General features: G+C 61.4%; 14 protein-coding genes. 2 read left to right on the forward strand and 12 right to left on the reverse strand.

Features of this window, described 5'->3' with window-relative positions; translation table 11 throughout:
* Positions 1-449: 449 nt before the first annotated feature.
* Positions 450-3,323 (reverse strand): lipo-invert putative C-terminal anchoring domain-containing protein, encoded by a 2,874-nt coding sequence (locus VFU66_RS13165; protein WP_326446723.1) that lies wholly within the window; start codon positions 3,321-3,323, stop codon positions 450-452.
* Between the two features lie 289 nt (positions 3,324-3,612).
* Between VFU66_RS13165 and ftsZ the strand changes: the two genes are divergently transcribed.
* Positions 3,613-5,061 carry a cell division protein FtsZ gene (gene ftsZ, locus VFU66_RS13170; RefSeq protein ID WP_326446724.1) on the forward strand — a complete coding sequence of 483 codons (1,449 nt, stop codon included), beginning with the start codon at positions 3,613-3,615 and terminating at the stop codon, positions 5,059-5,061.
* 151 nt (positions 5,062-5,212) lie between these two features.
* Positions 5,213-6,517, forward strand: a complete 1,305-nt coding sequence (locus VFU66_RS13175) for a penicillin-binding transpeptidase domain-containing protein (RefSeq protein ID WP_326446725.1) — start codon at positions 5,213-5,215, stop codon at positions 6,515-6,517.
* A gap of 169 nt (positions 6,518-6,686) precedes the next feature.
* Here the strand turns inward: VFU66_RS13175 and murG are convergent, their stop codons facing one another.
* The 11 genes from murG to VFU66_RS13230 form a co-directional block, all read right to left on the reverse strand.
* Complete coding sequence (murG, locus tag VFU66_RS13180; RefSeq protein WP_326446726.1) at positions 6,687-7,760, reverse strand: undecaprenyldiphospho-muramoylpentapeptide beta-N-acetylglucosaminyltransferase; 1,074 nt, start codon at positions 7,758-7,760, stop codon at positions 6,687-6,689.
* Between the two features lie 24 nt (positions 7,761-7,784).
* Positions 7,785-8,876 (reverse strand): putative lipid II flippase FtsW, encoded by a 1,092-nt coding sequence (ftsW, locus tag VFU66_RS13185; protein ID WP_326446727.1) that lies wholly within the window; start codon positions 8,874-8,876, stop codon positions 7,785-7,787.
* A 9-nt stretch (positions 8,877-8,885) separates the two neighbouring features.
* On the reverse strand, positions 8,886-10,241 hold the full coding sequence (gene murD / locus VFU66_RS13190) for a UDP-N-acetylmuramoyl-L-alanine--D-glutamate ligase (protein ID WP_326446742.1): 1,356 nt from the start codon (positions 10,239-10,241) through the stop codon (positions 8,886-8,888).
* A gap of 24 nt (positions 10,242-10,265) precedes the next feature.
* Positions 10,266-11,402, reverse strand: coding sequence for a phospho-N-acetylmuramoyl-pentapeptide-transferase (gene mraY / locus VFU66_RS13195; RefSeq protein ID WP_326446728.1), 1,137 nt, complete (start codon positions 11,400-11,402; stop codon positions 10,266-10,268).
* Positions 11,403-11,576: 174 nt separating this feature from the next.
* Complete coding sequence (locus VFU66_RS13200) at positions 11,577-12,956, reverse strand: UDP-N-acetylmuramoyl-tripeptide--D-alanyl-D-alanine ligase (RefSeq protein ID WP_326446729.1); 1,380 nt, start codon at positions 12,954-12,956, stop codon at positions 11,577-11,579.
* Entirely contained in the window at positions 12,953-14,449 is a 1,497-nt protein-coding gene (locus VFU66_RS13205) for a UDP-N-acetylmuramoyl-L-alanyl-D-glutamate--2,6-diaminopimelate ligase (protein ID WP_326446730.1), read from the reverse strand. Before VFU66_RS13205 ends, VFU66_RS13200 begins: the two co-directional genes overlap by 4 nt.
* Before the next feature lie 49 nt (positions 14,450-14,498).
* A complete protein-coding gene (locus VFU66_RS13210) occupies positions 14,499-16,781 on the reverse strand; it encodes a PASTA domain-containing penicillin-binding protein (RefSeq protein WP_326446731.1) in 2,283 nt (760 codons plus the stop codon).
* Positions 16,782-16,828: 47 nt separating this feature from the next.
* Positions 16,829-17,347, reverse strand: coding sequence for a cell division protein FtsL (locus VFU66_RS13215; RefSeq protein WP_326446732.1), 519 nt, complete (start codon positions 17,345-17,347; stop codon positions 16,829-16,831).
* Positions 17,348-17,672: 325 nt separating this feature from the next.
* Positions 17,673-18,578: a 16S rRNA (cytosine(1402)-N(4))-methyltransferase RsmH gene (rsmH, locus tag VFU66_RS13220; RefSeq protein WP_326446733.1), complete on the reverse strand. Its 906-nt coding sequence runs from the start codon at positions 18,576-18,578 to the stop codon at positions 17,673-17,675.
* A 49-nt stretch (positions 18,579-18,627) separates the two neighbouring features.
* Entirely contained in the window at positions 18,628-19,083 is a 456-nt protein-coding gene (locus VFU66_RS13225) for a division/cell wall cluster transcriptional repressor MraZ (RefSeq protein WP_326446734.1), read from the reverse strand.
* Between the two features lie 380 nt (positions 19,084-19,463).
* On the reverse strand, positions 19,464-19,994 hold the full coding sequence (locus tag VFU66_RS13230; protein ID WP_326446735.1) for a DUF2127 domain-containing protein: 531 nt from the start codon (positions 19,992-19,994) through the stop codon (positions 19,464-19,466).
* Between the last annotated feature and the right edge of the window lie 84 nt (positions 19,995-20,078).

A 20,078-nucleotide genomic window follows, 5' to 3' on the forward strand; every position in this document is an offset into this window, starting at 1 on the left:
CTCGGAGAGCATTGCTTTTCTCATGGTACCCCCCCCTCCCCCTATTAAATACTCAAAGTCCTTCAAACATTGGACTTAGGTCCGGACTATCTGCACGATTCAAAGGTCAAAGCGAAAAGGTCCGGATTGGCTTCCGGGGCCGAGCTTCATGATTTAAGGATAGCAGGTGGGGGAAACTCGACCGCCACGGGGAAGGGGTGTGGTTTGAGGTGATTGCGTGTGAGGTGGGGTTGACAAGTAAGACGGCGGGTTGGGTTTTGTGGATCCTCGGCCCTTTGTTATGAAGTTGTGAAGGATGGCATCTGCGGCTGTGGCGAAGGAAGAAATACGGGGGTCTCTCCACTGCGGCGGCCAAAAGACGTCGCCTTCGGTCGAGATGACGTGGTTTAGGGCGAGCAAAGGGCCGTCTTCGGTCGAGATGACGTTGTGTTGGCTCGTTTCGGCAGATCCTATTGCACGATGAGGGTGACGGTTTCGGTGTGGCTGAGGGTTCCGCTGGTGGCTGTGACGGTATAGGTGTAGGTGCCAGCGGGAGTGCCTGTGTTTCCTCCTCCGCCACCGCCTCCACCACTACCGCTGCCTCCGCAGCCAAGGGCGGGCAGGAAAAGTGCGAGCAGGAGTGTGAGCAGCCCGGCGAGGCGGGCGAGGCGGCGGGTGCGTCCGGCGAGGAACATGACCAGGCCGATGAGGGAGAGCAACGCGGTCGCGGTCCAGGGCGAGCGCGGGATGGAATCGAGCGCGATGCCGCCAGAGCTGGTGCGCGCGGTGGTTGTGAAGGAGACGGTCTTATTGACCGCAGCGGTGCCGGAGAGCGTGAACGATGCGGGCGCGGTGCAGGTGACTCCTGCGGGCGCGGTACCCTGGGCGGCGCAGGTGGAGATGATGGCCGCGTTGAATCCGTTGACTGGTGTGAAGACCAGCGTGGCGGACCCGGTTGAGCCAGCGGCGACAGTGATGGTCGTGGTGGCGTGTCCTGCGCTGTCTGTAAGGGTAAAGTCGGGTGTGGTGGGCGTGGTGCCAGTACCGGTGAGCGGCGCGGTGAGGGCGTTGGCGTTGACGCTGGTGACGACGGAGAATGAGCCTGTGCGTGTACCGGCGGCGGTGGGGGTAAAGACGACGCTGGCCGTGCAGGATGCGCCGGGAGCGAGGGTCGTGGGGAGTGTGCCGCAGGTGTTGGTCTGGGCAAAGTCGCCGGAAGTGGTGATGCTGTTAACGGTGAACGACGCATCGCCACTGTTGGAGATGGTGAAGACCTGTGGCGCGGAAGAGGAGCCAACGATGGTGCTGGCGAAGGTGGCGTTGGTGGGCACAACCGAGGCGAGCAGGACCGGCGGCGGAATGGTGAAGTAGCCGAGGGCTACGTCATGGTCGGAGACGCGGGTGGCGGTGGTGTCGTCGTTGTAGTCGATGACGGGAAAGTCCGCGTTGAAGTGGATGTAGTTGAGCGTGGTGGATGCAGCCAGCTCGGAGGAGACGGCGATGTGGTCGAGGACCTCGGCGTTTCCGTTTTCGACGTAGGACCATCGCTGGGTCTTGTCTGCGATCTGAAGAGTGAGGTCGGTGAGCGCCGGAGTGACCAGGCCCGCTTTGCCGGGCTGGACGACCTGTGTGGCGGGCAGGACGTTGGTGTTGGTGTACGTGGCGAGCGAGTCCGTGTAGCCGTCGGAGAACTCGAAGGCGTTGAAGTCGCCGACGGAAATGATGTGGAAATGCTGCGCCTGAAGATTCTGGATGGCCTGGGCGATGTTCTCGGCCTGAAGCTCCCGCTTCTGGCGAATGACTGAAGACGTGGGGCTGTTCTCGCCCGCCATCGACTGCATATCGTTGACGATGACGGCGACGGTGTAGTCCAGCGCACCTGCGCGCTTGATGCCGGCCTGGATGGCGAGCCATGGGCGGTCGTTGAGGACGAGAAGTGGCGTTGTCGTGCCGGTGAGGGTGAAGGTGGTGTCCTGTCCGGTCTGGCCGATTCCGCCAAAGTCTACGGTTGTGGTTTTAACGAGGAAGCCGACGGAGATGCCGGTGCTGTCCTGCGTATAGAAGACGGTGCTGTCGCTGGTGTTGTTGGTGCCGTAGGCAGCGTAGACGGTGCCGCAGCCGGCGGTGTTTTTGATCTGCGTGGCAATGTCGGTGACGACACTCAGGTTCTCGACCTCTTCGAGCGCGACGATGTCGGGCGAGCGGAGGTTGTTGCAGATGGCGAGCGCGATCTTGGCGATGCGGCGCTGATAAGCAGCAGAGGTGACATTGACGGCGGTGGAGGGGAAGGTGGTGCCGTTGGCTCCGGTGTTGGGTGCGACGCCTGCGGGGACGTAGTAGAGGTTGTCGGCGGAAGAGGTATTGAAGAGGCGCTGGACGTTGAAGGCGGCTACGGTGAAGATGTTGGACCCGGCGGCGGCGGTGGTCTGCGGTGTGATGCCGGGAGTGATGTTCGACTGGCTATAGGAAGGGTCGATGAGCAGGCGCGCGGGGGTGTAAGTGCTGTCGAGGCTGGCGGTGAAGTCGAGCACGCCGGTGACGTTGGGAAGCGCGGCGCCGCTGGAGACGTCGATGGGCGTCGAACCAACGAGCGTGCCGGAGTCGACGAGGATGCGCTCGGGGTTGTCGTCGAACTGGGCTACATTGGCCGGAGTATTGGGCACGGCGGCGTCGCGGAGATCGATGCCCGGCTCGCGGAACGGGCGCGGGGTCGTGCCCGAGGTGCTGGTGAGGACGGCGTAGAACTGGCCGTTCGAGGTGTAGGTCTCGTTGACTTCGTCGAGTGTGCCGCCGGTGCCCGAGACAGATGTCAGCGAGGCGAAGGTGACGCGCATGCCTTCATACGGCGTGAGCTGGTAGATGCTGCCGGTGGCGGAGAGCTTCGATGCATCGATGACGATGGGCGCTGGCAGCGGCTGATTGGTGGAGACGACCGTGATGCCGGTGGCGGGATTGACGGTGATTTCGGTTCCTGGTGTGTGGCTTTGTGTCGTGGCAGGGACGGTGGTGACGGTGCCACTCACCTGGAGATTATTGCCGATGACGACGCTGGCAGGTGGCGCGGAGCCTGTGTTGACGTAGATGCCTTCGGGGGTGAGTGGATTGCTGTCGGCGGAGGCGTCAGGCGTCTGGATGAAGAAGCCTGTGCTGGTAATCGCCGTGACGACGCCGGAAGTATTCACGGTCTGGCCCACGAGCGGAGAGATGACTTCGGCGGTGGTGGACTTGGTGCCCTGGATATCGTGGATCGAAACGCCGGTAGCTTGTGCGATGGGCGCGGCGAGGATGCCAAGCAGAAGGACAGGGAGGGCTTTCAGGAGGAATGACGCGAGCAGCTTTCTCATGGGGCCTCACAAACCACTCTGGATATGTGGACAACGGTGTTGCGCCAGCGCCCTGTCTGCAAAAAAAGCGCCCGGTAACTGCGGGCACAGGGCAATTTGGTAACTGTCGTTGTAGCACAAAAGACAGCAGCCTCGACGCTTTTTCTTTGGCCGGAAACTTGCTGTGAACTTTTCAGAAGGCGGTTGTACGAGGATTCTGAACCATTTATGGTACGCGCGGTGGAAAAGAGGGACGTTGCCTTTGGCAGGGAGATGGGAGAATTAACTGACTTCAAGGAGCCCTGAATCCATGCCGAATCTGCCTGACGACGCCCTCCGCATTCACTATCACGACGAGATACCCCGTGGGGCGAAGATCAAGGTCATCGGCGTAGGCGGCGGTGGGAACAACGCCGTGAATCGCATGATTGCGGCCAATGTGGCGGGCGTGGAGTTCATCGCAGCCAATACCGATGTGCAGGCACTACAGGTGTCGAACGCGCCGGTGAAGCTGCAACTGGGCGTGAAGCTGACGAGCGGGTTGGGCGCGGGTGCAAATCCCGATGTGGGCAGGCGCGCGGCGCTGGAAGATTCGGAAAAGATCATCGAGGCGCTTGAGGGCGCGGACATGGTGTTCGTGACGGCTGGGTTGGGCGGCGGTACGGGCACGGGCGCGGCTCCGGTGATCGCTTCGCTGGCCAGCGAGATGGGCGCGCTGACGGTCGCTGTCGTCACACGGCCGTTCGCGTTTGAAGGCAAGCGGCGCATGATGCAGGCCGAGCGCGGAATGCAGGAGCTGCTCAACTCCGTCGATACGGTGATTGTGATTCCGAATGAGAAGCTGCTGGCGGTGGCGAAGGACGCGGGCTTCTTCGAGAGCTTCCGCATTGCCGACGACGTGTTGCGGCAGGGCGTGCAGGGCATCTCGGACATCATCACGATTCCGGGCGTGATCAACCGCGACTTTGCCGACGTGAAGACGACGATGGCAGGCATGGGCTACGCGGTGATGGGCACGGCGATACGCTCGGGCAAAGACCGCGCGGTGGAGGCGGCGATGGCGGCGATGGCTTCTCCGCTGCTGGAGTCGGGCGCGATTGATGGGGCGAAGGGGATTTTGATTAACATCACCGGATCGAGCTCGCTGAAGCTGAATGAGGTGAATGAGGCTTCGACGATTATCCAGAACGCGGCGCACGAGGACGCAAATATTATCTTCGGCGCGGTGCAGGATGAGTCGATGGGTGACGAGGTGAAGATTACCGTCATCGCCACCGGCTTCAAGCAGCAGGAGATGCCGGAGCGGCGCGAGCGGATGCTGGCCGAAGCGACTCTGCCGACGATGCGCTACGAGGTGCCGATTCAGCCGCGCGTGACGAACGCTCGCGCAGCCGCGCCGCGGTTTGCCAGTGAGTCGGAGCCGCCCGTGACCCTGCCGCCGATGGCTCCGATGGAGGCTGCGGCGGAGCTGCTGCCTGTGCCTGCATCGGTTTTTGACGATGATTTTTTTCGGACGTCCGCACACGGAGTAGAGATCGGCGCGTTCGATACAATGGAAGAGGCGGCGCAAGTGCGTGAACAGACTCACTATGCGGCTCCGGCGCGCGTCCAAATAGAGGAGACCTGGGGCGCGGCGACGGAGGAACTGGTTGCCGAGGTTTCCGTTCGTGCACCGTCGTATGGCGGAGCGGTGGCGCAGGTGGGCCGCGTGGAGCCGGATGAGTTGGATATTCCGGCGTTTTTACGGCGCGGAAATTGATGAGATGAAACGACCTGTGTGCTGATAGCACGAAAGAGGCACTGCAACGGTGTGCGTACTGTAGTTGAATAAAAGAGGTTTCTCAGCCTGTTTTTTGGGGCTGATGGCAGAAAAATTGCTTGTCTTATTGATGTAGTAAGAGGAATCGCCGATGTTGAAGAATATGAAGGTGTTTGGCGCAATCCTCTTCGGCCTTGTACTGTGTGCTGGAGTGGAAGCGGGTGCGACGACTGCGAAGTCGAGCAAGAAACATCACACGACGGTCGCGGCGCATACTTCCGCTCGCTCCCACAGGCGCGCGGCCCATACCAGTAAGAGCAGCCGGGTACATGCAACAGCGGTTTCGCACCGTACTGTAAGGCATACGACGCGCCGCTCGGTGGCGACGGTGCGCTCCCATCATGGAGCGAGGCTGGTGCGGGTCTCGCGGGAGACGCGGTATCGCCATCGCCGATATCGGTACGTTGAACGCTTTACGGCAAGCTCGTTTACAGATGCAAGCGACCTGACGCAGGGCGATGTGACCGCGGGCGAAGACCCGGCGGTGCGCGCGGCGGCGATTGACGCGCTGGGCAATATGAACGGCACCGTCGTAGCGATTGATCCGACGAACGGCCGCATTCTTGCCATGGTGAATCAGAAACTCGCATTGAGCCGCGGCGCGGAGCCCTGCTCGACGATTAAGCTTTCGGTAGCACTGGCGGCGCTCGAAGAAGGTATCGTCACCAAAGACACGCCGGTGAAGCTGGGCAGGCGCTTCAGCATGACGATGACCCAGGCGCTGGCACACTCGAACAATCTTTACTTTGAAACGCTGGGGCGCGAGCTTGGCTTTGACCGCGTGAAACACTACGCGAACCGGTTCGGCCTGGGCGAATTGGCGGGCTACGACATTCAGGGCGAACAGCTCGGCACGTATCCCGACGAGGTTCTGCCTGCGTCCGAAGGCGGCGTTGGCAAGATGTGCTCGTTCGGCCAGGGCGTTTCGATGACGCCGCTGCAACTGGGCGCGCTGATCTCTGCGATTGCCAACGGCGGCACGCTGTACTACCTGCAGCATCCGGAGACTCCGGAAGAGGTCGCGTCGTTTGCACCGAAGGTGAAGCGCAAACTGAACATCGCTCCGCTGATTCCTGAGATTCAGGACGGCATGGAGGGCGCGGTGCAGTATGGGACGGCGCGCTCTCTGCGAGCAAACTTCAGCCAGTTCCCGGTGATGGGAAAGACAGGCACGTGCTCGAACGATGGGACGCGCTTCGGCTGGTTTGGCTCCTATGCGGACACGCCGCGCGGACCGATTGTGACGGTGTTTTTCCTCGAAGGTGGCAGGCCCACGTTTGGCCCCAAGGCGGCCGCGCTGACCGGCGAGTTCTATCAGGCGCTGTGGGACAAGAGCTACTTCGCGCCGAAGGAACAGCCGCCGATCGAGACCGGAGAGATTGGCGGTTCGGAGTAACGCTGGGTCCGCATCGAGCACGTTCTCCAAAACTGTAGCTCGGTGCGGCCCGAAGCAAAACGCGGATTCCCTGCGGGAATGACAACAAATCCAATGACAACCAATCCCGCTTCGGAGGCTGAATTCGCGAGGACTAGAGCGGTTTCGGTCTCGTTGTGACGGCCGAGTCTCAGCGTTGTGCCAACTTCATCACGATTGCTTGAATTTCATCGAGTGCGTCAGGGTGCGCCAGCGTTCGCGCGGCTGCTCCCATGGCTTGGCGGCGAACATCGTCGCCGAGCAGGGCAGTCAATGTCTTCAGGAGACGTTCTTCGTCGAGTTGTGACTCGATGATCATCTCGGCCGCTCCTGCGGCGACAAAGACCTCTGCATTCTTCCTCTGGTGATCGTCGGCTGCCTGCGGGAACGGCACCAGCAGCGACGCCCTGCCCGCCGCGGCGAGTTCGGCCATGGTGCTTGCACCGCTGCGGCATACGATTAAATCTGCGGCAGCAAACTGTGCGGCCATGTCGTCGAGATACGGCGTCACCAGCGCGCGGTCGAATGGCCCACCTACGCGGGCGTAGGCTTGCGCGGTCGCTTCGCCGTGCCGTGCGCCTGTCTGGTGAACGACATCGAGGTCAGGGAGCGCGGTTAGCAGACGCTCCATGATCGTCGGCAGCAGTTCGTTGAATATGCGAGCGCCCTGGCTGGCACCGAAGACCAGCAGACGTTTGCGTTCGCCTGGCTGCTTTGGAGCGATGGCAAAGAACTCCGGCCTGACAGGTGTTCCTGTTACGTTTGCATTGCGAAAGTAGCGTTGTGTCTCTGCGAAGTTGACTGCTGCCGCCGACACCATTTTGCCGACGATACGGTTTGCGAGCCCCGGCACTGCGTTTGGCTCAAACGCGAGCGTGGGCACGCGCAGCAGCACGGCAGCCATCATTGCGGGGCCGGATGCGTATCCCCCCACACCGATGACGACATCTGGTCGAAAACTCCTCAGCAGTCCCATGCAACGGACCACTCCCAGAGGCAGATCGGCGAGTGTTCGCACGCGCGTCATCACGGATACGTTTTTGAGTTGGCCGACTTTGATGAGTTCGAGCGCGAAGCCGGCTTCGGGTACAAGGCGCGTCTCCAGGCCGCGCGCGGTGCCGACGAAGCGAACCTCGACTCCGGCTTTGTCGCGCAGCTCGCGCGCAATCGCCAGTGCGGGGATGACGTGCCCGCCGGTGCCGCCGCCTGCAATCAGAACCCGCATGGTCTTTGCCTTTGATTCACTGCCTTACTCGATCTCGCGGGTGACGTTCAGCAGCACGCCCATGCAGGCCAGCGTGATGAAGATGGACGTGCCGCCCGAAGAGATGAACGGCAGCGGGATGCCTTTAGTAGGCAACAGCGCCAGCACGACGCTCATGTTAAAGAACGCCTGAATGAGGATCGTCACCGTGAGACCGAAGGCGAGGAAACGGGCGAAGGGATCGGTTGAGAGAAAGGCCGCGCGCAAGCCTCGATAAGCTAATGCAACAAACAGTGCGACGACCAGGAGCGCACCGATCAGCCCGAGTTCTTCGCAGATGTTGGCGAAGATGAAGTCGGTTTGCACCTCGGGCAGATAGAAGAGTTTTTGAACGCCTTCCATGAGGCCGCGTCCGAAGAAGCCACCCGTGCCAACGGCGATGAGCGATTGCAGGATGTGGAAGCCGGTGCCGCGAGGGTCGGCTTCGGGATTGATGAAGGCAAGCATCCGTGCGCGCCGGAATGCGATGTGGAAGAGCATGTAGTAAAGCACCGGCGCAGCGAACATGCCGGCGACGGCGAAGTAGCGCAGACGCGCACCTGCCAGATAGAGCATCAGCGCGGTGACGGCTACGCAGACGATGGCGGTGCCGAGGTCGGGCTCTTTCAGGATCAGCAGCGTGAACAGCAGCGGCACGGCGACCGCGCGCAGGATGGTTCCTTTCACGTCGTCGATTTGGTGAATGCGTGTCTGGAGAAAGTAGGCGAGGAACAACACCAACACCGGCTTGGCTAGTTCGGATGGCTCGATCGTCGTGCCTGCGATGCGGATCCAGCGGTGGGCGCCGTTCATGCCGCTCATGGCGAAGACGGCTACCAGCATCAGCACAGTGACCGTGACCGCCGGAAATACAACACGGGGGTTGTTATAGACGCGATAGTCCACGCGCATGAGCCCGACCATGACCAGCAGCCCGAAGAGCGCCCAGATGGCCTGCCGTACGACGTACGAGTACGGCGAGCCGAGGTTGGCCTGCGCCACCACCGCCGACGCGGAAAAGACCTGCACCAGGCCGAACAGCACCAGCAGCAGCACAGTTCCGAAGAGCCATTTGTCCACCCCTACTCTCTTCGCCATTCCGCCCTTCTACCGCAACTCGTTTACAAACTGCCGGAACATCCGTCCGCGATGCTCATAGTTGTCGAACTGATCGAAGCTCGAGCAGGCAGGCGAGAGCAGCACCACCTCGCCCGGAGTCGCTGTCTTCGCGGCCTCGGCCACGGCGGCCTGGAGCGTGCCCGCTGCCACCATCTTCACGACTCCCTGGAGGTGGCGCTCAATCTTTTCGGCGGCTGAACCTATCGTGTAAACAGTCTTGACGCGCTCGCGGAGCAGGTCGGCCATCAGGGTGTAGTCGGAGTCCTTGTCTTTGCCGCCGAGAATCAGGTGGATGCCCTTGGGGAACGAGGCCAGCGCCTTCATTGCCGCGTCCACGTTGGTGGCCTTCGAGTCGTTGTAGAACTCGACGCCGTTCACAGTGCGGACAAACTCGAGCCTGTGTTCGACGGCTTTGAAGGAGGCCACCGACGCGCGGATTTTTTCGGCGGGGATCCCTGCCAGCCGCGCCGTACAGACCGCGGCCAGTACGTTTTCGACGTTGTGCGCGCCTTTGAGATGAATCTCAGCCACCGGCATGACCGGCTCGGGCTTCGCGCCTTCGCGCGGGATGAAGACGATGCTCTCGCCATGCACGAACGCACCCTGCTTGATGGGCCTGCGCGGGCTGAACCAGTAGATCTGCGCTTTACTCTTCGCGGCGACCATCTGCGTGGGCTTGTCTTCAGCGTTGAGCACGAGGAAGTCTTCGGGTCCCTGCCGCTCGGTGATGCGCGTCTTTGCCGCCGCGTAGGCTTCGAAGCTGCCGTGCCGGTCGAGGTGGTCCGGTGTGATGTTGAGCACGACGGCGATGTGAGGATGGAACTCCTCGATGGTCTCCAACTGAAAGCTCGAAACTTCGAGTACGTTGGTTGTTTCCGGAGTGCTCTTTTCGATGAGGTCGATGACCGGCAAGCCGATGTTGCCGCCTACCTGCGTCTGCACACCTGCATCGCTGAAGATTTTTCCGACCAGCGTCGTTGTGGTCGTCTTCCCGTTCGAGCCGGTGATGGCAACGACGCGGCCTTTGAGGAAGCGCGAGGCCAGCTCCAGCTCACCGATGACCTTCATGCCGTATTCGAGCGACTGCTTCACTTCGGGCGTGTCCATCGGCACACCGGGCGAGACGACGATCAGGTCCTGGCGGCGAAAGGTCAGCAGTCCGTGCCCGCCTGCTTCGACCATGATGCCCGCATCGAGCAACGTGGGGATCTCTTTGGCCAGCGCGGTTGCGCTGCGCGTGTCGCTCACCGTCACCCGCGCGCCCAGCTTGCGGAGAAACATCGCCGCCGAAATCCCCGACTTGCCCAGCCCCACCACGAGCACTCGCTTATTTTTCAAATCCATCATTTGCCAATCCGTCCTTCAAAATCACCGCAGTTTCAGCGTTGTAAGTGCAAAGAGAGCGAAGACGAGCGCCATGATCCAGAACCGCGCAATCACCTTCGACTCCGACCAGCCCATCAGCTCGAAGTGGTGGTGCAGCGGCGCCATCTTGAAGATACGCTTCCCGTTGCGCAGCTTATAACTGCCTACCTGCAGCATCACACTGAGGGCTTCGAGAATGAATACGCCACCGATAAACGGCAGTAGAAGCTCCTGCTTGATGACCACAGCCAGCGTGCCGATTGCTCCGCCAAGCGCGAGGCTGCCTACGTCGCCCATGAAGACTTCGGCGGGGTGGGCGTTATACCAGAGGAAGCCGATGCTTGCCCCGACCATCGCTCCGCAGAAGACGGTTAGCTCGCTGACCAGCGGCATTCGCTGTAGTTCGAGATAGTCGCTGAAGACCGCGTGGCCGCTGACGTATGTCAGCACGGTGAGTGCACCTGCGGCGATGATGGTGCAGCCAATGGCAAGGCCGTCGAGCCCGTCGGTCAGGTTCACGGCGTTGCTTGAGAACGAGACGACAAGCATTACGAAGATGACGAAGGGCAGAAACGCCAGCCACCATAGGTGCGGCACGTGCAGTAGATGATCGATGAGCAGGTTGGGCCTGAAGTTTTTGGCGAACGGGACGATGAGGCGCGTCGAATACATGCCGTGCAGGTCCATCTTGACCAGAGCGGCGGCGACGCCGAAGCTTGCAAGAAACTGTAACCCCAGCTTGGCACGCGCGGTCAGTCCCTGGTTCCGGCGATGCACGACTTTGATGTAGTCGTCGGCGAAGCCGATGGCGCCGAAGGCCAACGTGGAGAGCATCACGAGCCACACCAGCGGGTTCGACAAGTCGGACCAGAGCAGCGTGGGCACGAGGATCGAGATGCAGATCAGTACGCCGCCCATCGTCGGAGTGCCGCTTTTTTTCTGGTGCGACTGCGGCCCTTCTTCGCGGATGTACTGGCCAATCTGGAACTCGCGCAGCTTCTCGATCACGTAGGGCCCGATGAGCAAGCCGATCAACAGCGCGGTCAGACTTGCAAATGCCGTGCGAAACGTGATGTAGCGAAAGATGCGAAACAGCCGGAAGTAGGGAAACAACTTCTGGTACAGCAGCCAATAGAGCAAAACGTCTCCGCCTTCGATTCACAGTGAACTGAACTACCCAACCATCCAAACCCGGAAATCCCGACGACAGCAGCAGCACAGCCCACGGACTTCAGCTATCTTAACAGGCCGGAACCTGCATTTTCGCTGCATTTCCACAGCGAACCAAGCTGCATTCGCCGGTATATGCGTTCTTCATTGCATCAAACCTGCCAGCGCCTTTTCGAGCGCGACGCCGCGCGACGCCTTCAACAGCACCACATCGCCCGCCTGCACGTTGGCACGGAGCCACTCTCCGGCCGCCTCGGGCTTGTCTACAAACTGTGCATCGAGTCCGGCTTCGCGCGCCCCGCTGACCATCGCCGCCGCGTTTCCGCGCACGCCGAGCAGTGTGGTCACACCGCGCTTCGCCATCCGCTGGCCGCAGGCGCGATGGAGCGATTCGGCCTCGGGCCCAAGCTCCAGCATCTCGCCCGCCACGACAATGTGACGGCTCCCCGGCATCGCTATCAGCGCATCGACCATGGCATCGAGCGCACGGGGGTTCGAGTTGTAGCAGTCATTGATCAGCGTTGCGCCGCGCCACTGGATGACTTCGCCGCGCTTGTCTCCGGCGCGGAGTCCGCTGACGGCGGCGGCGCATTCGGCCAGGCCCATGCCGCTGCGCAGGCCCACGGCAATGGCGGAGAGGGCGTTCGGCACGTTGTGCCTACCGAGTAGACGCAACTGGACGCTCGCGCGCGCTCCGTGCGCTTCGACGGTGAACGCCACTCCTTCCGCACCAATTTCGGCAACATGCGTGGCCCGCACCTCCGCTCCTTCGCGCAGACCGTAGAACACGGCGCGGGGGCCCATGCCGCGCGCGAAGGAAGCTACATAGTCATCGTCGAAGTTGAGCACTGCAATTCCATCGGCAGGCAGCGCCTGGACAAGCTCATACTTTGCACGCGCGATGCCTGCAATCCCGTCAGGAAAGAACTCCAGATGCACCGGCCCTACGTTTGAGACGACGGCCCAGTTTGGCTCCGCGATCTTTGCCAGTGCCGCGATTTCACCGGCATGGTTCATGCCCATCTCCACCACGGCGACTTCGTGCTCATGCTCCAGACGAAGCAACTGCAATGGCAGGCCGAACGCATTGTTCAGATTCCCGGCAGACTTCAGCACTTTGAACCGCGCGCTCAAGACCTGCGCGACGGCTTCCTTCGTCGTTGTCTTGCCTGCCGAGCCCGTCACGCCGATTACGCGTCCGCCCCAGTCGCGACGCACAGCGTTGGCCAGCTTCTGCAACGCGCCAAGTACGCAGTCCTCGCAGTCGGCCACGAGCAGGAGCTTGTTCTCGTCGATCCCGGCAGGTACGAGCCAGCGGTTGCTCACGACCGCCGCCACTGCGCCGTTGGCGAGTGCGGCGCCGACGAAGTCGTGTCCGTCGAGCCGCTCGCCTTTGACGGCGAAGAACAGTTCGTCTGCGCCGATGGTCCGCGAATCGATGCCGTAGCCAAGTGCTTCGGCTGAGGTGTCGAACTCGCCGTCCGCATGAATCCAGTCCGCAATCTTTCCTAACGTCAGCTTCATGCAATCTCCTTGAGGACCGCGGCAGCTACAGCTACATCGTCAAACGGAACAGTCTCGTTCTTGAGTATCTGAACTTTTTCGTGCCCTTTGCCTGCGAGCAGAACGATGTCTCCGCGCCGCGCCGCGCGGATGGCAATCTCAATCGCTCCGGCGCGGTCTTCTTCGACGATGCAGTCCGCCGCCGTTTGCTTCACACCGACCAACGCCTCGGCGATGATCGCCTCCGGCTCCTCTGTGCGCGGATTATCGCTGGTCAATACGACCAGGTCACTGCGTTCGCCCGCAGCCTTGCCCATCTTGGGACGCTTGGTGCGGTCGCGGTCGCCACCGCATCCGAAGAGTGTAATCACGCGGCCTCCGTGTTGCCTGACCAACTCGCGCGCCAGCGAGATGAGGTTCCGCAGTGCGTCGTCGGTGTGCGCGTAGTCCACTACGACTGTGATGCCGGTGTCGCCAGCGGGAACGACCTGAAATCTTCCGGGCGCCTGCCTCAGGCTTTCTGCCGCCGTGATGATCTGCTCCATACTCAGGCCTCGCGCCAGCGCCGCGCACGAAGCGGCGAGAAGGTTGTAGACATTCACCCGTCCGGTGAGCGGAGATCGCATTTCCACTGTGCCGTGCGGCGTCGCACAGCGGAACCGCGTCTCTCCTGGCTGGATGCGGATCTCTTCGGCACGATATTCAGCGGCCTTGCTCGTCACGCCAAAGGTCATCAGCGATGACTGGCCCGCCGCATCACGAAATCTTCCGAAGTGTTCGTCGTCTGCATTCAAGACCGCCACGCGCGGCGCGGGTGCTCCAACGCCAGCGAACAATCGCGCCTTGGCCTGAAGATAGTTCTCCATGGTTCCGTGGTAATCGAGATGGTCCTGCGTCAGGTTGGTGAAGATCGCCACATCGACCGGGAGGCCCCACACACGCTCCTGTTCGAGCGCGTGGCTGGACATCTCCATGACGGCCTCGGTCGCGCCAGCGCGCACGCCGTCGGTGAAGATTTCGAGCACGTCGCGCGACTCTGGCGTGGTGTGCGGCGACTCGCGCACCTCATCGCCCACATGCGTCTCGACTGTGCCGATCAGCACGCAGGTTCGGCCTACGCTGCGCAACATCGATTCCAGCAGGAACGCTGTTGTTGTTTTGCCGTTGGTACCCGTCACGGCACTTAGTGCGAGGCTGCGCTCGGGATGTCCCAACACCGCCGCGCTGATCTCAGCCATCGCGCGGCGGCCGTGCTCAACCAGCGCCGCGCCGGTGCCTGCGTTTTCTCGTCGCAGCCGGACGAACGTCTCGTGCGAATCTGTGACGACTGCCGCAGCACCCTGCCTGAGCGCGGCGTCAATATAGCGATTGCCGTCGGTGGCTCCGCCGCGCATGGCAATGAACACATCGCCCGGTTTTACACGTCGCGAGTCGTACTCTACGCCGGTTACATTGTTCGCTGTGCCTGCGCACTCCAGCGCGACCAGCTCCGCACATGCATTGTTCCAATTCATATCCGTTGTGATGCTAACCGCGACAGGCTGCGTGCGGCGGCCCATGTCTCTACCGGGTAAACCGGACGACAACCTCGGTCCCCACGGGAACGATGGTTCCGGCGGCCGGCACCTGCTCGCGGGCCAGGCCGTCGCCGATGACCTGCACGCGCAGTCCCACTGCGTCGGCTCGCTCCACTACGGCGCGCAGCCCTGCTCCGCTGAATGACGGCACGGGCACTTTGGCTCCGGCATCCACAGTCACTTTACCCTGTTGGGCCGGAGCAGACTTCGGCAATCGGAGCGGCTGGGCAGGCGATGGTCCGCTCGCGCCAAATGTCGCCGTCTTTGACGGCAGGGCATTCAAAGGCGATGGCGTCTTCTTGGGCTCGTCCGCAACGGGAGGCGTCACGGTTGCCTGCGCTTCGTCGCTCGCCTCCTTGCGCAGAGGATCGTCCGCAGGCAGGTTGTTTACATCGTCGAACATTGCCGTCAGGTCTGCGGCGTTCTCCGAAGGATTATCATCGGCCTCGGCCTTCGCGGCGGAGGCAATCATGGTCCCCTTCTTCGCCTTGAGCGGCTGGTCGTGGGGCACGCCGAGGTATTCAAGCACCTCCTGCGCCACCTCGGCAAAGACCGGGGCGCTCACCGCGGTACCGTATCGGCTGCCCACGGTTGGCGTGTCGATCACCACGGCCACCGAGATCGCCGGATCGCTGACGGGTGCGAACCCGGCAAAGCTTGCCACCAGCTTGGTATGCGAGTACGTGCGCGTCGCAGGATCAATCTTCTGCGCCGTTCCCGTCTTTCCGGCTGAACTGTAGCCATTCAACTGTGCGGGCGTGCCGGTTCCCTCGATCACGATCCCCTGCATCATCTTCCGCATCTTCGCCGAAGTCAGCTCGGAGATCACACGGTGCGCACCGTCGGGCAGCTTGTCCGGCAACTCCTGCTCGGGGTGGAATGCCATCGGTTTCAGCCTCGGGTCGCCCTGCATCTCGTCGGTGGACTTCAGCAGAATATGCGGCGGCAGGTAGACACCTCCGTTTGCAATGGCGCTGACCATGGTGACGAGTTGGATGGGAGTAACGCCCACTTCCTGCCCGATGGCCAGCGACAGAATGCTGGTTGAGCCCCATCTTCTCGGCGGACGCAAAAGCCCGCGCGTCTCACTCGGCAGCTCGATCCCGCTGCGCTCGCCGAATCCATACGCCTTCATGTAGTGGTAGAACTTGTCAGGTCCGAGCTTCAAAGCCATCTTCGCTGCGGCCACGTCGCTCGATTTCTCCAGCGCCCGCTGGACCGTCACTTTGCCCAGACCGCGGTCCGAAACGTCGTCGTGCAGCGTGCGTCCGTACATCGTCATCTGTCCGCCCTGGCAGTCCACGATGTCCGTCGGCTCAACGCCTGCTCCGTCGATTGCAGCCGAATACGTGACCAGCTTGAAGGTCGAGCCCGGCTCGTAGATGTCGCTGACCGCCAGGTCCGTCAGCGAGCCCGGCTGCATGTGCCGCGAATCGTTCGGATTGAACCTCGGCGAGATGGCGAGCGCGAGAATCTGCCCGGTATGCGGGTCCTGCACCACAATCACGCCGTGCAACGCCTTGACCTTCTGCATCTGCGCGTCGAGCGCACGCTCGGCCATGTATTGGATGTTGGCATCGATGGAGAGGACGAGGTTTTCGCCCGGCATCGGCTGGTTCTCTTCGCTGTCCATCACGTGACGGCGCGCGTCGACGGCGGTGAGCACGTGTCCCGGAACACCGTGCAGATCGTCGTCGAACTCGCGCTCCAACCCGCCCAGGCCGATGTCGTCGGTGCCTACGTAGCCAAGCACCTGCGCAGCCAGATCATTGTTCGGATAGAAGCGCTTGAACTCCTTCTGGAAGTAGACACCCTTGAGGTTCAGCTCTCGGACGCGCTCGGCCGTCTCGGGGTCGAGCTTGCGCGCCACCCACGCGAAGTTGCGCGAGGCATTGAACCGCGCCAGCATCTGCTTCTTCGACGTGAACTTGTCGTCGGGGTCCTTGTGGACAATCTCGGAGAGAATTTCTGCTGTACTCTCGCGGTTGTCGCCCAGTTCCAAAGGCACCGCGTACACGCTCTCCGCCTGTACGGTGACGGCAAGCGCGCGCAGGTTGCGGTCGTAGAGCACGCCGCGCCGGGGAGCCACCTCGAAGGTGCGCTGCTGCTGCATCGCAGCACGCTCTACATAATGGTGGTGCCGAAAGACCTGCAACCACACCAGCCGGACGGCAATCAGGCCCGTCCAGAAGCAGAAAAAAAGCGCCACGTGAGCAAACCGTATCCTCCGTATCGGAGCGGTCAGGGTCTGCCGTGGCGCTTTGTTCATTTCCGTCCTGCTGATTCAGATGTTGTACAGCTGCTTCTCCAACCGTATCACTGTGTAATCTGCGCTGGCACGTGCGCCTGCGCGAGCACCGGTGTATTCGCGTCGCTGCCGTTCGGTCTTACAACCTGTCCAGGCAAAGGAGCAGCCAGACCCATCTGCCTGGCCAGCGTGTCGATGCGCTCGGGATCGGTCAGCTGCGCCTCGGTCAGCCGCAGTTGCCGGTTCTGCTCGCGCAGCAACTCGACCTGCTGCTTCTGCACCTCGACGTGGTAGCCGACTTCGATCGCCGAGAAGTGCTGCCAAACGTAGACCATGACGAGCATGAAAAGCATACCCATCACCAGGCTGAACTGCCGCATCTCGCGGCGACGGACCGGATCGTCGGCTTTGACGATGCGGCTGTTGTCGATGTACTTGGCGAAAAAGACTTCGGGCGTGGGCCCGCGTCGCGCGCGACGTTGCGCGTCATAAAGAGCACGGTTGCGCTCGGCCACCGACTGCGTGCGGCCCTGCGCCCGCGCGCTCATCAACTCCATCTGTTGTCCTGCCATCGCCGAAGCTGCCATTGGGCACCTCGCTCCTCGTGCTTTGCTCTTTGCCACTCTCCTCAAAATACGAACCGGGCCGGGATCGCTATTGAAGGAAGGGACTTTTTGCTACTGAGTTGTCTTTCGCCAGAAAGAAGGTGGGACAACCCCGGCCCGATCACTTGTCGCCGCAAACTACGCGGCTAAATCTTGTTAAGAAGGAGCGCCCATCCGGACATTCCCTCAGGGGCTAAAGCCCCTCTGTACCTTTGTTGCCAGCGGCGTGGCTGAAGCCACGCCCTTTCAAAGCCAAAACCTCAAAACATCTGCGGGAACTCTGTTCCTATTCCCTAGTCCCCAGGCACTAAGCCCTAAGCCCTGTCTTCTCCGCCGCTCGCAGCTTTGCGCTTCTCGACCGGGGATTTGTTCTTTCTTCTTCTTCACCGGCAACCACCGGCTTCTTCGTCAACACCTCAAGCTCACCGCGCTTCGCACCTTCGCGGAACGCATCTTTGACCAGCCTGTCTTCCAGCGAGTGGAAGCTGATCAACACCAGCCTTCCTCCCGGCTTCAACAGAGACCCCGCGCATTTCAGCAGCGATTGAATCTCTCCCAGCTCGTTATTCACGCGAATTCGGAGTGCCTGAAAGGTCCTGGTCGCCGGATGAATCTTGTCGCCTTTCATTGGAGGGGCCGCGGCCGATACGACTCGAGCCAGTTCTGCTGTCGTCGTAATCGGCCGGGCCCGCACAATGGCTCTGGCGATTCTCCGCGACCTCCTTTCCTCTCCGAATTCGTAAATCAGGTTGGCGAGCTCTTCTTCGTCCGCCTGATTTACCACTTGTCCGGCCGTCTCGCCCGCCTGCGTATTCATCCGCATATCCAACGGGCCTTCCGACCGAAAACTGAATCCTCTGTGCGCCTCGTCCAGTTGCAGGCTGCTTACGCCGAAGTCCGCAAGCAGACCGTCCAGGCTCCCGGGCGCGATTGCCTCCGCTGCCTCCGAGAACGCTCTGGGCTCGAACCTCAGCTCGGGCATTTCAGCGCCGAGTTCGGCTCGTACTTCTTCAAGCCTCGCCCTGGCCGCCAGCATCGCTTCGGCATCGCGGTCGAAGCAGATCAGCCTGCCCTTCGCGCCCAGCCTCTTCGCGATTGCCGAAGAGTGACCTGCCAACCCCAGCGTCATATCTGCCACAACGCCGCCGGGCCGCACATTCAGGAATTGCAAAACTTCATCTAAAAGAACCGGCACATGCTGCGGTCTATTCATCTCATCCGCCTTCTGTGCTGCCCCTGGGGGCCAAAACCTTCCGCAAACCCTAGCTATTCGTCTTCTCGGCAAACGCAGCCAGATCGCTCGCCGTCAACTCCACTGCTCCGCTCGCGCTCTGGAGGTCGGCCTTGAACATCTCGGCGTTCACTACTTCCAGAAACGTCTGCGAGCCCAACACATTGACCTCGCCCATTACTTTGGCCGTCTCGCGGAGCAACTGCGGAACCAGCAGCCTGCCCTGCGCGTCCATCTCCGCCATCTGGCCGTAGTAGTTCGTCACGTCCAGAAACTTCTTGCGAACCGGGTCCAGCGGCGAGAGCTTCGCCATCTGGGCCTCAATCTTTTCCCACTCTTTGAGCGGGTGGATCTGCGCCCGTTTGCCATCGAGGCTGGTGATATAGAACTGGGGCCCGTACAGCTCGTCCACCCGGCGCTTGAACTCAGCCGGCAGCTTCAGCCGGCCTTTCTCGTCCACGCGCGTTGGGTGATTACCCCGGAACATGTCAACCTCGATACCCTGCTCTGCTCAAACTCGGTTCAAATCTGGCCTGACGGGGTAGAATTCAGTCGTGATGTACCTGAGTTGATCCCGTTTCGACCACTTTTTACCACTTCGCTCCACCATCCTCACTCAGCATCCCCTCGCTGTAAAGCACTAATTTGCGCAATTCTGTGCATTTCCCGAAGTGGAATGTGGAAAACTCAGGCGCTAGGGGGATACAGGCGGATACCCACTATATATAGTGTTTGCTTCGATGGTTCATACCTGCTGTGACACTTGCAAACTTCCGACCCCTTCTGGTATGCGAAAAAAAAGCGAAAGTCGGGCGCGGCGGCTACCCTCCTTCAACTTTTCATCGGTGTTATCGGTCCGAATCGGTGCTAAGCCTGCACGGACGCTGAGGACTTCTTGCGCCGCAGCAGCCATACCAGATACCAGAGCACAGCAAGATTGATGACGAACACGCCGATCCGAAAGATGTTCGGCTTCCGCGCAATCTCATACAGCTCCCACGGCAGAAACGCGATGGTGAGGCACAGCGTCAGGTACTCGGCCCACACTTTTTCGAGCACCAGCCCCACTCCTTCGGTGAGCGCCACGGCCGAGTAGCCAAACGCCGCCGCACTAATCAGCTTCAGCTTGTGCATATCGATCAGGTCGACCTTATTAAGCACCATGGCTACCAGCCCGCTCTCCGGATCGAACTTGAGCGCCATGGCTACGCGCATCACCACATCGCTGATGTCCCTGTGGAACAACTTCACGACGCCAACGCCGATGATGAAGAACAAGAGCGATTTGCCCAGCTTGAACAAGCCGATGAGCAGCAGCCCGCGATCGTGCCTGCGCTTCGCCGTCTGCGCCTTCGCAGTCACTACGTCCAACCCGCGCTGGCTGATCATCGTTCCCATCGCTTCCAGTCTTCAGTTGACGAGTCGCTCGGGGAAATGTCAACGCCCCATCGGTTGCATGTGCGCTCATACCGCCGAGGCGAG

The sequence above is a fragment of the Edaphobacter sp. genome, assembly GCF_035763405.1.
Lineage (GTDB): Bacteria > Acidobacteriota > Terriglobia > Terriglobales > Acidobacteriaceae > Edaphobacter.

What these genes read in the sequence shown, in the direction of transcription:
- VFU66_RS13165 (WP_326446723.1), bottom strand. Translation starts at nt 3,323, where the DNA reads ATGAGAAAGCTGCTCGCGTCATTCCTCCTGAAAGCCCTCCCTGTCCTT.
- ftsZ (WP_326446724.1), top strand. Translation starts at nt 3,613, where the DNA reads ATGCCGAATCTGCCTGACGACGCCCTCCGCATTCACTATCACGACGAG.
- VFU66_RS13175 (WP_326446725.1), top strand. Translation starts at nt 5,213, where the DNA reads ATGTTGAAGAATATGAAGGTGTTTGGCGCAATCCTCTTCGGCCTTGTA.
- murG (WP_326446726.1), bottom strand. Translation starts at nt 7,760, where the DNA reads ATGCGGGTTCTGATTGCAGGCGGCGGCACCGGCGGGCACGTCATCCCC.
- ftsW (WP_326446727.1), bottom strand. Translation starts at nt 8,876, where the DNA reads ATGGCGAAGAGAGTAGGGGTGGACAAATGGCTCTTCGGAACTGTGCTG.
- murD (WP_326446742.1), bottom strand. Translation starts at nt 10,241, where the DNA reads ATGGATTTGAAAAATAAGCGAGTGCTCGTGGTGGGGCTGGGCAAGTCG.
- VFU66_RS13200 (WP_326446729.1), bottom strand. Translation starts at nt 12,956, where the DNA reads ATGAAGCTGACGTTAGGAAAGATTGCGGACTGGATTCATGCGGACGGC.
- VFU66_RS13205 (WP_326446730.1), bottom strand. Translation starts at nt 14,449, where the DNA reads ATGAATTGGAACAATGCATGTGCGGAGCTGGTCGCGCTGGAGTGCGCA.
- VFU66_RS13210 (WP_326446731.1), bottom strand. Translation starts at nt 16,781, where the DNA reads ATGAACAAAGCGCCACGGCAGACCCTGACCGCTCCGATACGGAGGATA.
- VFU66_RS13215 (WP_326446732.1), bottom strand. Translation starts at nt 17,347, where the DNA reads ATGGCAGCTTCGGCGATGGCAGGACAACAGATGGAGTTGATGAGCGCG.
- rsmH (WP_326446733.1), bottom strand. Translation starts at nt 18,578, where the DNA reads ATGAATAGACCGCAGCATGTGCCGGTTCTTTTAGATGAAGTTTTGCAA.
- VFU66_RS13225 (WP_326446734.1), bottom strand. Translation starts at nt 19,083, where the DNA reads ATGTTCCGGGGTAATCACCCAACGCGCGTGGACGAGAAAGGCCGGCTG.
- VFU66_RS13230 (WP_326446735.1), bottom strand. Translation starts at nt 19,994, where the DNA reads ATGGGAACGATGATCAGCCAGCGCGGGTTGGACGTAGTGACTGCGAAG.